Source organism: Pseudomonas putida, from assembly GCF_016406145.1.
In the GTDB taxonomy this organism is placed as follows: Bacteria; Pseudomonadota; Gammaproteobacteria; order Pseudomonadales; family Pseudomonadaceae; genus Aquipseudomonas; species Aquipseudomonas putida_E.
The window spans coordinates 5,720,750-5,733,085 of record NZ_CP066306.1 but is presented as its reverse complement, the minus strand read 5'-3'; the positions used below and the strand labels follow the sequence as shown (position 1 = coordinate 5,733,085).

Here is a 12,336-nt window from a genome sequence, read left to right as displayed (position 1 = left end):
GCTAAGTGGACTTCGCCAAATAGTCAGCTCAAAGGCTGATTGGCATCAACAATTCGGAAGCGACTTTTCTCAGCATGTAGGTTTCGCGCAGAATTGACTGCCCCATCGAAGACTCGTGACGCTGCATGACGGCTTCATTGTGTGCGATGGCTTCATGCAGGTTGATCCAGACAGGCCGCATACCATTAGCGATTTCGTGGCTTTCCATTCTCACCGGCTCTAGCTGGGGCGCTACTTCGCATTGATAAAAATGCGAGGTCATGTGCATCAGATCGTACTGTGGCTTTTGGTAGGGCCGGTACTCCTCGATGTAACCGTAGTGCTGGAGCACCTGTATTTCACGAGCACCAGTCTCTTCCTCAAGCTCACGCTTCAGGCCTGCGACAATGTCCTCGTCACCATCAAGGCCGCCTCCAGGAAAGCTGAAATCGTTATAGCGCTCGGTGAACAGCAACAGGATCTGTTCACCCCGCATCACGATGCCGCGAGCTGCATGTCGACGGAATACTCTGCCCTGCTTGGATTTCAGCTCGGGGTGAACAATTTCAGTTATGAGTTGCATGTGGTCTCGTAGCGGCAAGATCAGTTAGTCATCGTCCAGGGTGGCCACGGTATTTCCTCAGTTCTGGAAATACTGTGGCCAGTGGAACTGGCTCAGCGAAGCAGCAATAAGGGTACAGTGGATGTACGCAGCATCGTCGTGGTCGTGCTGCCTATCAGAAACTGCCTGATGCGTGAGTGCCCGTACGCCCCCATGACCAAGAGGTCAATGCCGTGCTCTGCCTGATACGCATGCAGTGTGGACTCTACTTCGCCTGGGCGGATCTCGGAATGCACCAGCGAGCCGGAAGACGCAAGCGTGGTTCGTGCCTTCTCCAGCGCGTTCTGGTTGTCTTCAGAATCCGTTCCAACCATGACGATATGAATTGGCAGGCCTTCGCACAGCGGGCTTGAAGCAAGCATCTGTAAGGTCTTGTGGCCTGTTGCGCTGCCGTCAAATGCCACCATGACCGTTTCAGGTTTCCTGAAATGGCTGGTTGTAATCAGGGTGGGGCGGTGGATAGTTCGGACTATCGCTTCAATCTGGCTGCCAAGACTTTGGGCACTGCGCGTGCTGTCCTCACCGACTCTTCCAATCACCAGTAACCGAATATCGTCTTGGAGATCGCTCAGGCTCTCGACGAGATGGCCATGGCGCTGCTTCATATCAGGTGACATGGCGCCAGAGTGAACTGTTCGCTCGCGAGCTTTTTCAAGCATGTGCTGCCCATGCTCCAACGCCAGTTTTGCCCGCTGCGCATCCAGCATGGCCAACTCTTCCAGCAGATGTTCTCTGCTACCGAGACCGATATTGCCGCTGAGGTCAGCGGATGCAGGATATTTCTCCTTATCCAGCACATGAAGCAAGGTCAGGGGAGCGCTGAGTCGTTGCGAGGCCCATGCTGCGTAATCGCAGACCGCCAATGAGGATTGTGAGTTATCAATGCATGCCATTACGCGGGTCATTGTCGTTCTCCTTAGTGGCTCATGAGCTTGTCGATGGCACCGGGTTTGTCATGCACGCCGAAGCGGTCAACGATTGTCGCGCTGGCTTCATTGAGACCGAGCACTTCAACCTCAGCGCCTTCGCGTCGGAACTTGATCACGACCTTATCCAGCGCTGCGACGGCGGTGATATCCCAGAAATGCGCCTGTGTGAGATCGATGGTGACCTTGTTGAGCGCCTCCTTGAAGTCAAAAACCTCAGTGAACTTGTCCGCAGAGCTAAAGAACACCTGGCCCACGACGCGGTAAGTCCGATGCGATTTCGTCTCTTCAAGAGTGCTCTTGATATCCAGGTAGTGCCCGACCTTGTTTGCGAAGAACAGGGAGGCCAGCAGCACACCTACCAGTACGCCGTAAGCCAGATTGTGAGTGGCCACGACGACCACGACGGTCGCCACCATGACGAGGTTGGTCGACAGCGGATGCTCTTTCAGATTACGCAAGGAATCCCAGCTAAAGGTGCCGATGGACACCATGATCATCACAGCCACGAGTGCCGCCATAGGGATTTTGGAGAGCCACTCGCCAAGAAATACCACCATCAGCAGCAGGAAAACGCCGGCACACAATGTCGAGAGACGGGTGCGGCCACCAGATTTCACGTTGATGATCGACTGGCCGATCATGGCGCAACCTGCCATGCCGCCAAGCATGCCGGCAGCGATGTTGGCCACACCCTGGCCTTTGCACTCGCGGTTTTTGTTGCTGGTGGTGTCGGTAAGGTCGTCGACGATGGTCGCGGTCATCATTGATTCGAGTAGACCCACTACTGCCAACGCAGCCGAGTACGGGAAAATGATGCGCAGGGTTTCAAAATTCAGCGGAACTTCAGGCCAGAGGAAGATCGGGAGCGTATCAGGCAGTTGGCCCATGTCACCGACGGTGCGGATATCCAAACCGAGGTAAATGGCGATGGCAGTCAGCGTCAGAATGCACACCAATGGAGAGGGAATCACCTTGCCGATTTTCGGTACATACGGGAACAGGTAGATGATTCCCAGGCCCGCAGCGGTCATGGCATAGACATGCCAGGTGACATTGGTCAGCTCAGGCAATTGCGCCATAAAAATCAGAATCGCTAATGCGTTTACGAAGCCGGTGACTACCGAGCGTGAAACAAAGCGCATCAACGAGCCGAGCTTCAGGTAGCCGGCAAGGATTTGAAGTACGCCACATAGTAGCGTCGCGGCCAGCAGGTACTGGAGTCCATGCTCTTTTACTAGCGTAACCATCAGCAGTGCCATGGCGCCTGTCGCCGCCGAGATCATTCCGGGGCGCCCGCCGACAAAGGCGATGACAGCACAGATACAGAAGGAGGCGTAGAGACCGACTTTGGGATCTACCCCGGCGATGATGGAAAAGGCGATGGCTTCCGGGATCAGCGCGAGTGCGACCACCAGCCCCGCGAGCACGTCGGCACGGACGTTGGAAAACCACGTTTGTCTAAGTTTTTGCAGCATATAAATATCCAAGGCAAAGCATCGCGCACGCCAAGGGAGTGGCGAGCGAATCGATACAAATTCAAATTTTGAGGATTTTTTGCTGTGTGCTTAAGGTGTAAAACCAGGCGTACAGCAGTGAGCACCCGCGAGCGAGGCTAGCGGAAGCAGGTTGTTGCGAGGGGGCGTAGCGCTAAGGCGGCGTAGGCTGCCAGTAGATCGTTTGGAGTACAGTCATGCTGATGTTCCTGTAGCTCAAGGGGTATGCGGAGCCGAAGTATACAATGAAGCCATCGTCGATTGCGACCCGCTGGCAGGCTCTGCATGACCTACGTCAGATACAGGCTTATTCAATGGGTATACCTGCGGGCAAGGCTTTGTTTTCCACCCGTTCTTGTCCGAGCTGGTCTGTGTGCTGAGGGGTGAGTTGGCCAGACGGTTACCCACGACCTGCCGATACCTATGCTGTAGGCATAGCGACAGGTTCTCCCCCCCGATCCATGGCGTCCTCCCCGCGTCTGACTCCCTCTTAATTTCACACCATCGTTCTGCGTAGCAGCGGGGCGATGGCACGCGGCTGGGCGCTGATCTGTCGAGGAATCATTTTCATGACTCCATAACGTTTTCAGGGACGGATCCAAGCTGAGCCTGCACAGCTGAAGGGCTTGAACGTAGGAGACAAGGTGAAATTTGGGTTCCGTATGGGGGGAAGCGTCGCGAAATCGTGAGCATTCAGAAGCAGTGATTTTCCAGCCTTAAATGATCGGGCAGGCCTTCGCACCGAGATGCTGACCACTGTCAGCAATGCGCACAGGCCTGTATGACCTGCGCAGATTCCTGCGAAGCAATGACTGCGTAAGCGAATTTCGCCAAACCTCCGCCTGCTTTCCATGCGCCTGATAAAAGATTTGGGTACGTCGATAACCGGCGTGCCTAGGGAGACAGGTAGACCGCTTATGGGCATGCGTTCTGGCAGAGCCTAGCTTGGGCAGCTAGCCAACCAAAGGCGCTGCTGTACAGATCTGGTAGCAAAGAAGCCCGCCTCGGCGGCGGGCTATCAGATGTCTCCAAGGGGAGGCTGTAGGCCAACAAGTCTCGGAGCAAGCGCTTGTAGGATACGCCTCTTGGCTCACGCCCACCAGCCAGCTCGACGGGAGCGAATGGTCCTGCGTTCTGACGGCATTTGAAGCGGCTTATGTGGGCCACGTCAATCGGCAGGGCAATCCGCCAAGACAAAGCAAGCTGGTTATCCCCAGGCGGTATACCCTCAGGGAGAGTCAAAGGCAAAGCTAGGGGTAAATCTAGCGGGTACTCACATTTGAGGGCAGAATCACCAGCTTCGCCTACATTGCACTGGGTTGAGGGGAAGGTGGTGGGAGCAGAGCTAGATCGGGTAAAGGATCGCAAAAGGAGCAGAGCGTTAATCGAAGACCTCTACCTCGACGCGAACCGAGTTTACGTAATCCACTACTCCTGCGAATCGTTTTATCAGAACGATACGGGGGAGTCGAAACGTGTGACCTCCATCGCCACACGAAACCTAAAAACCGGCCAGACCAAATCATGGTCCATCCATAAAGAAGCAGAGCTCAGCAAACAGCTCTCCAGCATGCAAGCAGAGCTCAATAAATTCGAAAAGTCGATGCTCAAAGGCTTTTTCCAATGGCTTGATAAGCACAAGGATTGCCGTTTCCTGCACTGGAATATGCGAGACGAAAATTTCGGGTTCTTTGCGCTTGAGCATCGCTTCCGGGTACTCGGCGGCAAACCCGTAGAGCTGCCGGATGACAAGAAGGTTGACCTTGCGCGTGAGCTGGTTGCGTTGTATGGAAGAAATTATGCCCCGCATGCCGATAGCAAGGGAAGGAAAGGCAGGATCATGGCATTAGCTGAACTCAACAATGCCAGCGACCAAGACGCGCTGCCGGGCGCTGATGAGGCTGCCGCCTTTGTGAACGCTGAGTACATAAAAATGCATCAATCGACCTTGAGGAAGCTCGATATGTTTGCGAACTTCTTCGAACGGACACATGACAAGTCCTTGAAGACGAAATCCAAATGGTACGAGCGGAACGGGGTGCACCCTGTTGTGTTGATTGAAATCGTCAAAGACCATCCGATCTACACGACAGTTATCGTACTGAGTGGCCTTGCCATAGCTGCCGTCAATTTCAGCCGTTTCTTGGAGCTTTTCAACTAGCTCCCCGTATCGGGTTCTGCGCTGTAGCGCAAGCGCCAGTTCACCACTCTTTGGGCCTCATTAGGAGGCCTGTAGGTGTATACGGGACTCGGGACGATTGGATTTAGAGAATTAAAACTCTCGCAGCGTTTAATTCCACGGGCTCCAGCCCGACGCCCGTAATTACCCCTTTCATTGGACCACACCTCGTCGGGGACGCAGCCGCTTGCCGTATGAAGGCAATTAGCCATAATCTTCGCCGGTGGCCGAAGCCACGTACAAAAACCAAGCATGGAGTAGCCTGATGAAAATCGTTTACCTCGTGATCGCAGCAGTCCTGTCGTTCTCCTCGGTCACTGCCTTCGCACATAGCGGCGGTACCGACTCCAAGGGTTGCCACACCAACCACAAAACGGGCGAGCGCCACTGTCACTAAGGCGGTCCGCAGGTCCTTCAGCGCTGGTGTTCTTGACCCTGAGGATGCCAGCCATAGAAGCAAAGCCAGCAGCTAAAGCAAGTTGCGAATACCCAGTAGCGCCACCAGGTGGCCGGGGTAGAACCAATAGCTCCACTGTTTGACAGGCACGACCTTGAACGGCAATGGGGCCCAGAACAGCGCCAAACCGAGCAGAGGTGCAAGAGCGGCGGTCGACAGTGCGAGGATGGCGAATGGTTCTAGTTGCGCTGCTTGCTCGAACAGGCCAGTTCGAGAGTTGGCAGCAGCACAGAGTGCGACGGGCAGTAACGCGAAAAGTTCGGGGCGCTTGATCGCGAGCACCAGAGCTGCCGGCACGAACACTCCATAAAAGCCGAACATCAACGGCTCGCTCAGCAAATAGGCAGCCAGAATCGCCCCGCCGGCCAGTACCAGGCTTTCGAGCGTCCGGTGCTGCACTCCCCAAGCGACCAGCAGACCCAACGCCAACGTGACCAGGACGTTGAATGTGCCTGAGGTGCTGACCATCCGGTATGGCACTTCTGATAGCGCCGCAAACAACACCAAAAGGGCGAGATACCGGCCATTACTCCGGATAAACAACTCACCAGGCTGGTTCCGCGAAACGTTGATGGCCACCGCCAAACAGAACAAAGGAAAGGACAGTCGGCCTAAGACAAACAGGTTACTGGTAGCCGGCCAGGCCAACCGCATGTGATCGAGCACCATCGTAATCAAGGCGATCCACTTGATCAGGTCCTGGCCCGTGTGCCGCTCTCTGTGACGGATGGGATCTGACGTCACGGCATGCTCCCGAGTACCAAAAGAGTCAGTAGCAAGTACCGCCCACCCTTGGCCAAGGTCACCAACAGTGTGAACCGCCAAAGTGGCTCGCGCATGACCCCGGCTACCAACGTAATTGGATCGCCGATAATGGGTACCCAGCTCAATAGCAGTGACCAGTATCCATAGCGCTGGTAGAAGACTTGTGCCTTCTCCAGCTTGGACTCCCTAATCGGGAACCAGCGCTTGTGCTTGAAGTGCTCGACGCCTCGACCCAAAAACCAGTTAACCACGGAACCCAGCACATTGCCGGCGGTAGCCACCGCGACAAGCGCCACGGGCAGGTACAGCTCAGACACTAGCATCGCGGCCAGCGCGGCTTCTGACTGCATGGGTAGCAGCGTGGCGGCCGCAAAAGCTGCCAGAAACAGGCCGAGGTAGCTGGTGAGCTCGAACACGGCCCTACAGGTACTTGGTAATTTGCTTGAATTCGTCCAGGGCCGATCGATCGCCCTTGCTCAAGGCTGCAACCGAGTCCTCAAGACAGTGGTCGATATGGTCCTGGATGAGCGTGCGCTTGGCCTGGCAGACGGCCTTTTCAACCGCATGCAGTTGCTGGGCAATGTCTACACACTCGCGCCCATCCTCGATCATGGCAATGATGCTGCGCAGATGGCCGTCTGCACGCTTCAGGCGCTTGATGATCGCCTCATGGCTCTGGTGAGTATGGGCATGGCCCTGTTCATCATCGTGCTGGTGATCATCGGACATATCTTGAGTCTCTGTCGGCGATACATTACGCTGGCGATGCTATCCCCCCCAGGGGGTTAGGTCAAACGTGCAACGTTGCTGTTGAATCAGCGTCATAGGCATCTGAATGTCCCGTCGTTTCCTGTCATCAGCCATCCTCGTGGCTTTGGCTATGGCCGTTATGCTGGCCTGGACGGGGCACGCCTATTCGTTGGCAGTACCGACTCAAGTCGCTGCCCAAGAAGCAGGGAACATGAAGCATGGGCATGACCATGGCGAGGCCTCATGGAGCTGCGCGCATTGCACTGACCACTATCATGCCCCGCTCACGCCCGACCACCAGCACGAGACCCCTCAGCTCTCTTCTGCTGCGCAACTGACACCTATCTTCGGCCCGTCCATGCCATTGGCCTGGTCAGGCAACTCGGTACCACACCCGCCTATCTTCCGAATCGAACGCCCACCTCGTCCTGCTTTTGCTTCCTGACCCTGGCCGCTTTGCGGCTCTCGATCACTGCAAAAAGGATTGATCCATGCGTTTACACTCGATAACGGGTGGGAGCTTGCTCGCTGTGCGTGCACGCCATCCCATCTGCCTCTTGTTCCTGTTCGTCGCGTCATTGCTTATCGGCATGCCGGAGGCATTGGCACACGCCGTAGCGGAAGGCGACAAGGGATTCATCCAGGAAAGCTCGGGGGTCATGCTGATCCCGTTCATCTACATGGGCGCCAAGCACATGATGACGGGCTATGACCACCTGCTGTTCCTGTTCGGCGTCATCTTCTTCCTCTACCGCCTCAAGGACGTGGGCCTCTACGTCACGCTATTCGCCGTTGGACATTCGGTCACGCTGCTGTTCGGCGTGCTTACTGAGATCAGCATCAGCTCCTACATCATCGACGCGATCATCGGTTTCTCGGTGGTCTACAAGGCGATGGACAACCTGGGGGCCTTCAAGCGCTGGTTCGGTTACCAGCCGAACACCAAAGCCGCGACGCTCGTCTTCGGCCTGCTGCATGGCTTTGGCCTGGCAACAAAGATCCAGGAGTACGAAATCTCGGCCGACGGCCTGATCCCCAACCTCATTGCTTTCAATGTCGGGGTTGAGATCGGTCAGTTGCTCGCGCTGAGCGCCATCCTGATCGTGATGGGCTTCTGGAGAAGAACCGGTGGTTTCTGGCGTCACGCCTACACCGCCAACGTTGCCATGATGAGCGCCGGTTTCCTGCTGATGGGTTATCAGCTGACTGGCCTGATTGTTACCGCTTGAGGATTCTGAACATGTTCAACTCCCCACTTCCTTCGGCAAACGAACTGCCGAGCAGCCGTCAGCTCATTCGATCCACCGCCATCGCCTTCGCTGCCGCGATGGGCCTTCTGGTCACCGTGGTCATGCCTTCGGAGTATGCCGTCGACCCAACAGGTCTGGGCCGAGCCATGGGTCTTACCCAGATGGGCGAGATCAAGATCTCCCTCGCCCAAGAAGCCTTGGCCGATGAGGCCGCTACGAAAGCCGCTGTACCTGCGCCGGCAATACCGGCACCGGTTCCCGAGGCTGCTCCCGCTCCGGCTCCACAAGTTGCAGCGGTGCAGCCTGCCCAGCAAGCAGTGCAGCCAGCGGCAAAAACCGACGAGGTCAGTTTGACCCTCAAGCCAGGCGAAGGGCGCGAGATCAAGCTCGAAATGCGTAAGGGAACTGTCGTTGCATATGAGTGGAATGCTTCGGGACCGGTCAACCACGACACCCACGGTGAAACCTATGACGCGGCCCAGGGCGACTTCCACAGCTACAGCAAGGGTCGTCAGGTGCAAAGCGACAAGGGTGAGCTGACTGCGCTCTTCGACGGCACCCATGGCTGGTTCTGGCGCAACCGTACCACGGGTAACGTCACCATTGTGCTGAACACGACTGGCGACTATCTCAACCTGAAGAAATGACGCGTGGTCGAGGCTCACTAGAAGTGAGCCTCGACCTATCAATTTTTTGATCTCACCACTGTGGAACCTACGACATGACCATCAAACTGCTACGTTCGCTCGCTGTAATCGGTCTCCTCGGCCTGCTCGTCGCATGCGGCGATGCCGAGCCAGAGGTGTCGAACGATAGCGCGGGCCATGGCCACGCTCACGACTGATACCCCGGTTAGAGCCAAGGAAGGCTCTATCTACCGCTCCTCAGGATGACGGTTGATACGTTCGCCAGTCATCCCGCTCGTCTCAAAAATCGCCTGCTGATTACTGGTCTCTTGTATAGGGGGGTGGGGTATGACAATCTCCGCGCCAATATACATAGGGGGAGTATGGTATGGGCCATCTCGCATCGAACAAAGAGGCGCTGCTCAAGCGCGTCAAACGCATTGCTGGGCAGGTGCAGGCAATTGAAAAAGCCCTTCAGGAAGAAGAGGACTGCGCCAAGACCCTGCTACTGGTGGCATCGGCCCGTGGAGCGATGAATGGGTTGCTGGACGAAATCATCAAGGATCACGCCAGGGCGCACGTAGCTCACCCGTCACTTACTGACGAAGAGCGCAGCAAGGGCGTAGAAGAACTCCTGGAAGCCATTCAGCGGTACTCAAAATGACTTCGGACATCCAAGCTATGAGCACGACGGCAACCACCCATGACCATGTTTTTCTCGGTGCCTCCCATGAAGAGAATGCGAAGCGCACGCTCTGGGTCGTGTTGCTGACCGTTGTAATGATGGTGGGTGAGATTGCCGCAGGCTACATCACCGGATCGATGGCCCTACTCGCCGACGGCTTCCACATGGCCACACACGCTGGTGCGCTCGGCATCGCGGCCGCTGCATACGCGTATGCCAAGCGACACGCCACCAACTCTGGGTTCAGTTTTGGTACGGGCAAGGTCGGCGATCTGGGTGGGTTTGCTTCGGCGCTGATCCTGGGACTCGTTGCCCTGGCAGTGGGTGCTGAGTCGATCGTCCGTTTGTTCCAACCGAATGAAGTGCAATTCAGCATCGCGATTGGTATCGCGATAGTTGGCTTGCTGGTGAACATCGTGAGTGCGTTGCTGCTGGGCCACGGGCACAACCATGATCACGGGCATGACCACCACCATCACCACGATCATGGCCACGGGCACGGCGACAACAATCTGCAATCGGCCTATGTGCATGTCCTGGCCGATGCACTGACCTCGGTCCTTGCGATCGTCGCACTGCTGGCGGGCAAATACCTTGGATGGGTCTGGCTCGACCCTGTGATGGGCATCGTCGGCGCCGTTGTTATCGGGCGCTGGTCCTGGAACCTGATGAAAGTGACTGCCGGCGTCCTTCTGGACAAAACTGATGATCACGTAGCGCAGGAAATCCGCGAGTTCATTGAGCAACCGGGTGACGTCCGCATCTGCGATCTTCACGTTTGGCGCGTAGGCCCCGACGCCCACGCCGCTATCGTCAGCGTTGTTGGCAAAGCCGCAACCAGTGTTGAAAGTATTCGTGAGCGGCTGTTGCCGGTTCATGAAATTCGGCACCTGACCGTCGAAATTCACCAAGCCTAATCTGTGGATGCGGGCCGCTGAGGCGGCCTGCACTCACGCGCCACAATCCTGCCCACAGGTAACTCATCCATGGCTTCGCAGATCGAGAACCCTTGTATTTCACTCTGTCAGTTGAAGGGCGATCTCTGTGTAAGCTGCGGACGGTCGAAAGATGAAATCCGCAAGTGGAAGCGCATGAAACGTCCGGAGAAGATGGCCGCCGTACAGAAAGCCAGTGCGCGGCTGAAGGCGCTCAAGAAATAGCACCGACCCAGCGACTCTCCACCGCCCTGGATGGAGGGCGCTATCGCCGTGGCCATTTCCGGTGGAGCTCATCAATGACAAACGAGTGCGCATGAGATTTTCCATCAGCGACATGAGGATGATCTTCCGAAAGATCGTCGTGCTGATGCGACACAACCTCGTGCTCATGGTCGGGATGCCAGATCCATTTGCTCAGTGTCCACGCAAACCCAGCGAGTAGACCTAGGCCAACGAACGCAGCAGTGAGGCTGACGCTGGCTCCCAGCCACCCGGCCAGCGGGTAGGTAATCAGCCAACAAGCATGAGACAAGGCGAACTGCGCCGCGAACAGCGCTGGTCGATCCTGAGCCGAAGAAGATCGACGCAAGATCCGCCCCGACGGCGTTTGTGCCAGGGAATATCCAGCGCCCAGCACCACCCACAGAACAACCAAGGCCGAATAACTGGAGACGAAAGCCCCGATCAGCAAACCAGCCACCAGGATCGCTCCGCCGGCAAGCATGGCCTTACGATCGTCCAGACGCTCAAGAAGTCGCGGAAGCAGCATGGCCACCACCATCGAACCGCCACCGAAAGCCATCAACGCCATGGCCATCGCGCTCTGATCCAGCCCAAGCTTCGCCTGAACCAACACGACCGTATTCACGATAACCATCGCGCTGGCTGCAGCAATTGCGAGGTTCAAGGCCAGGAGGCCGCGCAGGCGCGGGGTACGCAGGAAGATCCGTAGGCCTTTGGTCGTCCGCTCGTAGATGCTCCGCTTGGGCCCGCGAACGGCTACCGGCAATACCGCTGAAACCACCATCGCAGCTGACACGAGGAAACCCACGACGGTGCCACCGAACAGGCTGTGGAAGCTGACCACGGTCAACAGGGCTGCCGCGAGCATCGGGCTAATAACACTCTCCAGGTCATAAGCCAGGCGCGAAAGTGATAGCGCCCGGGTGTACTCACGCTCGTCAGGGAGGATGTCAGGAATGGTGGCCTGGAACGTTGGCGTAAACGCGGCAGATGCAGACTGCAGCACGAAAATCAGCACGTAGATCTGCCAGATCTCGGTGACAAACGGGAGTAACAGCGCCACGGCTGCCCTGACCAGGTCGAGGGAGACCAGCATGGCTTTTCTGGGTAGGTGTTCGGCAAACGCACCGGCAATCGGCGCCACGCCAATGTAGGCCACCATCTTGATCGCGAGCGCAGTGCCCAAGACGGCGCCGGCCTGCGCGCCGGCTAGATTATAGGCCAGAAGCCCAAGCGCTACGGTCGCCAGGCCGGTGCCGATCAAGGCAATCACCTGAGCAATGAACAGGTGCCTGTAAGTGCGGTTTTTCAGGACAGATAGCATGGCACCTCCGTGCACGGCTGGAGGCGATCTCTATCGCCTGAACTTCATCAGATCGACAACAGCGTATCCCCCCCAGGGGGATATGGTCAACGCGAT

Annotated in this window: 15 protein-coding genes; 8 read left to right on the top strand and 7 right to left on the bottom strand. The window is 56.8% G+C overall.

Features of this window, described 5'->3' with window-relative positions:
* Positions 1–28: 28 nt before the first annotated feature.
* The 3 genes from JET17_RS26425 to JET17_RS26415 all read right to left on the bottom strand — a co-directional run bounded on the left by JET17_RS26425 (position 29) and on the right by JET17_RS26415 (position 3,005).
* A complete protein-coding gene (locus JET17_RS26425; protein ID WP_009684099.1) occupies positions 29–562 on the bottom strand; it encodes an NUDIX hydrolase in 534 nt (177 codons plus the stop codon).
* Positions 563–654: 92 nt separating this feature from the next.
* Complete coding sequence (locus JET17_RS26420) at positions 655–1,506, bottom strand: universal stress protein (protein WP_012316922.1); 852 nt, start codon at positions 1,504–1,506, stop codon at positions 655–657.
* A gap of 11 nt (positions 1,507–1,517) precedes the next feature.
* Complete coding sequence (locus JET17_RS26415) at positions 1,518–3,005, bottom strand: SulP family inorganic anion transporter (RefSeq protein ID WP_009684101.1); 1,488 nt, start codon at positions 3,003–3,005, stop codon at positions 1,518–1,520.
* A gap of 1,495 nt (positions 3,006–4,500) precedes the next feature.
* Here JET17_RS26415 and JET17_RS26405 point away from each other — a divergent pair.
* Both JET17_RS26405 and JET17_RS26400 read left to right on the top strand, forming a co-directional pair.
* On the top strand, positions 4,501–5,184 hold the full coding sequence (locus tag JET17_RS26405; protein ID WP_177336881.1) for a hypothetical protein: 684 nt from the start codon (positions 4,501–4,503) through the stop codon (positions 5,182–5,184).
* Between the two features lie 283 nt (positions 5,185–5,467).
* The gene (locus tag JET17_RS26400; RefSeq protein WP_016489890.1) at positions 5,468–5,599 is read left to right on the top strand and encodes a YHYH domain-containing protein; all 132 of its coding nucleotides are present in this window, start codon (positions 5,468–5,470) and stop codon (positions 5,597–5,599) included.
* Between the two features lie 72 nt (positions 5,600–5,671).
* Here the strand turns inward: JET17_RS26400 and JET17_RS26395 are convergent, their stop codons facing one another.
* The 3 genes from JET17_RS26395 to JET17_RS26385 are packed head-to-tail and all read right to left on the bottom strand — an operon-like array spanning position 5,672 to position 7,153.
* Complete coding sequence (locus tag JET17_RS26395; RefSeq protein ID WP_012316919.1) at positions 5,672–6,403, bottom strand: TraX family protein; 732 nt, start codon at positions 6,401–6,403, stop codon at positions 5,672–5,674.
* A complete protein-coding gene (locus JET17_RS26390) occupies positions 6,400–6,840 on the bottom strand; it encodes a YqaA family protein (RefSeq protein ID WP_012316918.1) in 441 nt (146 codons plus the stop codon). The genes JET17_RS26395 and JET17_RS26390 overlap by 4 nt, the downstream gene beginning before the upstream one ends.
* 4 nt (positions 6,841–6,844) lie before the next feature.
* Complete coding sequence (locus JET17_RS26385; RefSeq protein ID WP_012316917.1) at positions 6,845–7,153, bottom strand: metal-sensing transcriptional repressor; 309 nt, start codon at positions 7,151–7,153, stop codon at positions 6,845–6,847.
* 512 nt (positions 7,154–7,665) lie between these two features.
* On the opposite strand from JET17_RS26385, the gene JET17_RS26380 reads away from it, so the two are divergent.
* From JET17_RS26380 to JET17_RS26360, 6 genes are all read left to right on the top strand, one after another.
* Positions 7,666–8,403, top strand: a complete 738-nt coding sequence (locus tag JET17_RS26380; protein WP_012316916.1) for a HupE/UreJ family protein — start codon at positions 7,666–7,668, stop codon at positions 8,401–8,403.
* Positions 8,404–8,414: 11 nt separating this feature from the next.
* Positions 8,415–9,071: a hypothetical protein gene (locus JET17_RS26375; RefSeq protein ID WP_012316915.1), complete on the top strand. Its 657-nt coding sequence runs from the start codon at positions 8,415–8,417 to the stop codon at positions 9,069–9,071.
* Positions 9,072–9,145: 74 nt separating this feature from the next.
* A complete protein-coding gene (locus JET17_RS27550; RefSeq protein WP_016489889.1) occupies positions 9,146–9,268 on the top strand; it encodes a hypothetical protein in 123 nt (40 codons plus the stop codon).
* A gap of 170 nt (positions 9,269–9,438) precedes the next feature.
* Positions 9,439–9,714 (top strand): metal/formaldehyde-sensitive transcriptional repressor, encoded by a 276-nt coding sequence (locus JET17_RS26370; RefSeq protein ID WP_012316914.1) that lies wholly within the window; start codon positions 9,439–9,441, stop codon positions 9,712–9,714.
* Complete coding sequence (gene dmeF, locus JET17_RS26365) at positions 9,711–10,652, top strand: CDF family Co(II)/Ni(II) efflux transporter DmeF (RefSeq protein ID WP_012316913.1); 942 nt, start codon at positions 9,711–9,713, stop codon at positions 10,650–10,652. The genes JET17_RS26370 and dmeF overlap by 4 nt, the downstream gene beginning before the upstream one ends.
* A 69-nt stretch (positions 10,653–10,721) precedes the next feature.
* Positions 10,722–10,895, top strand: coding sequence for a DUF1289 domain-containing protein (locus JET17_RS26360; RefSeq protein WP_012316912.1), 174 nt, complete (start codon positions 10,722–10,724; stop codon positions 10,893–10,895).
* Between the two features lie 40 nt (positions 10,896–10,935).
* On the opposite strand, the gene JET17_RS26355 is transcribed toward JET17_RS26360, so the two are convergent.
* Complete coding sequence (locus JET17_RS26355) at positions 10,936–12,240, bottom strand: MFS transporter (protein ID WP_012316911.1); 1,305 nt, start codon at positions 12,238–12,240, stop codon at positions 10,936–10,938.
* Between the last annotated feature and the right edge of the window lie 96 nt (positions 12,241–12,336).

Coding starts and splice junctions, on each gene's coding strand:
- JET17_RS26370 (WP_012316914.1), top strand. CDS start 9,439: ATGGGCCATCTCGCATCGAACAAAGAGGCGCTGCTCAAGCGCGTCAAA.
- JET17_RS26425 (WP_009684099.1), bottom strand. CDS start 562: ATGCAACTCATAACTGAAATTGTTCACCCCGAGCTGAAATCCAAGCAG.
- JET17_RS26385 (WP_012316917.1), bottom strand. CDS start 7,153: ATGTCCGATGATCACCAGCACGATGATGAACAGGGCCATGCCCATACT.
- JET17_RS26355 (WP_012316911.1), bottom strand. CDS start 12,240: ATGCTATCTGTCCTGAAAAACCGCACTTACAGGCACCTGTTCATTGCT.
- JET17_RS26400 (WP_016489890.1), top strand. CDS start 5,468: ATGAAAATCGTTTACCTCGTGATCGCAGCAGTCCTGTCGTTCTCCTCG.
- JET17_RS26415 (WP_009684101.1), bottom strand. CDS start 3,005: ATGCTGCAAAAACTTAGACAAACGTGGTTTTCCAACGTCCGTGCCGAC.
- JET17_RS26375 (WP_012316915.1), top strand. CDS start 8,415: ATGTTCAACTCCCCACTTCCTTCGGCAAACGAACTGCCGAGCAGCCGT.
- dmeF (WP_012316913.1), top strand. CDS start 9,711: ATGACTTCGGACATCCAAGCTATGAGCACGACGGCAACCACCCATGAC.
- JET17_RS26380 (WP_012316916.1), top strand. CDS start 7,666: ATGCGTTTACACTCGATAACGGGTGGGAGCTTGCTCGCTGTGCGTGCA.
- JET17_RS27550 (WP_016489889.1), top strand. CDS start 9,146: ATGACCATCAAACTGCTACGTTCGCTCGCTGTAATCGGTCTCCTCGGC.
- JET17_RS26420 (WP_012316922.1), bottom strand. CDS start 1,506: ATGACCCGCGTAATGGCATGCATTGATAACTCACAATCCTCATTGGCG.
- JET17_RS26360 (WP_012316912.1), top strand. CDS start 10,722: ATGGCTTCGCAGATCGAGAACCCTTGTATTTCACTCTGTCAGTTGAAG.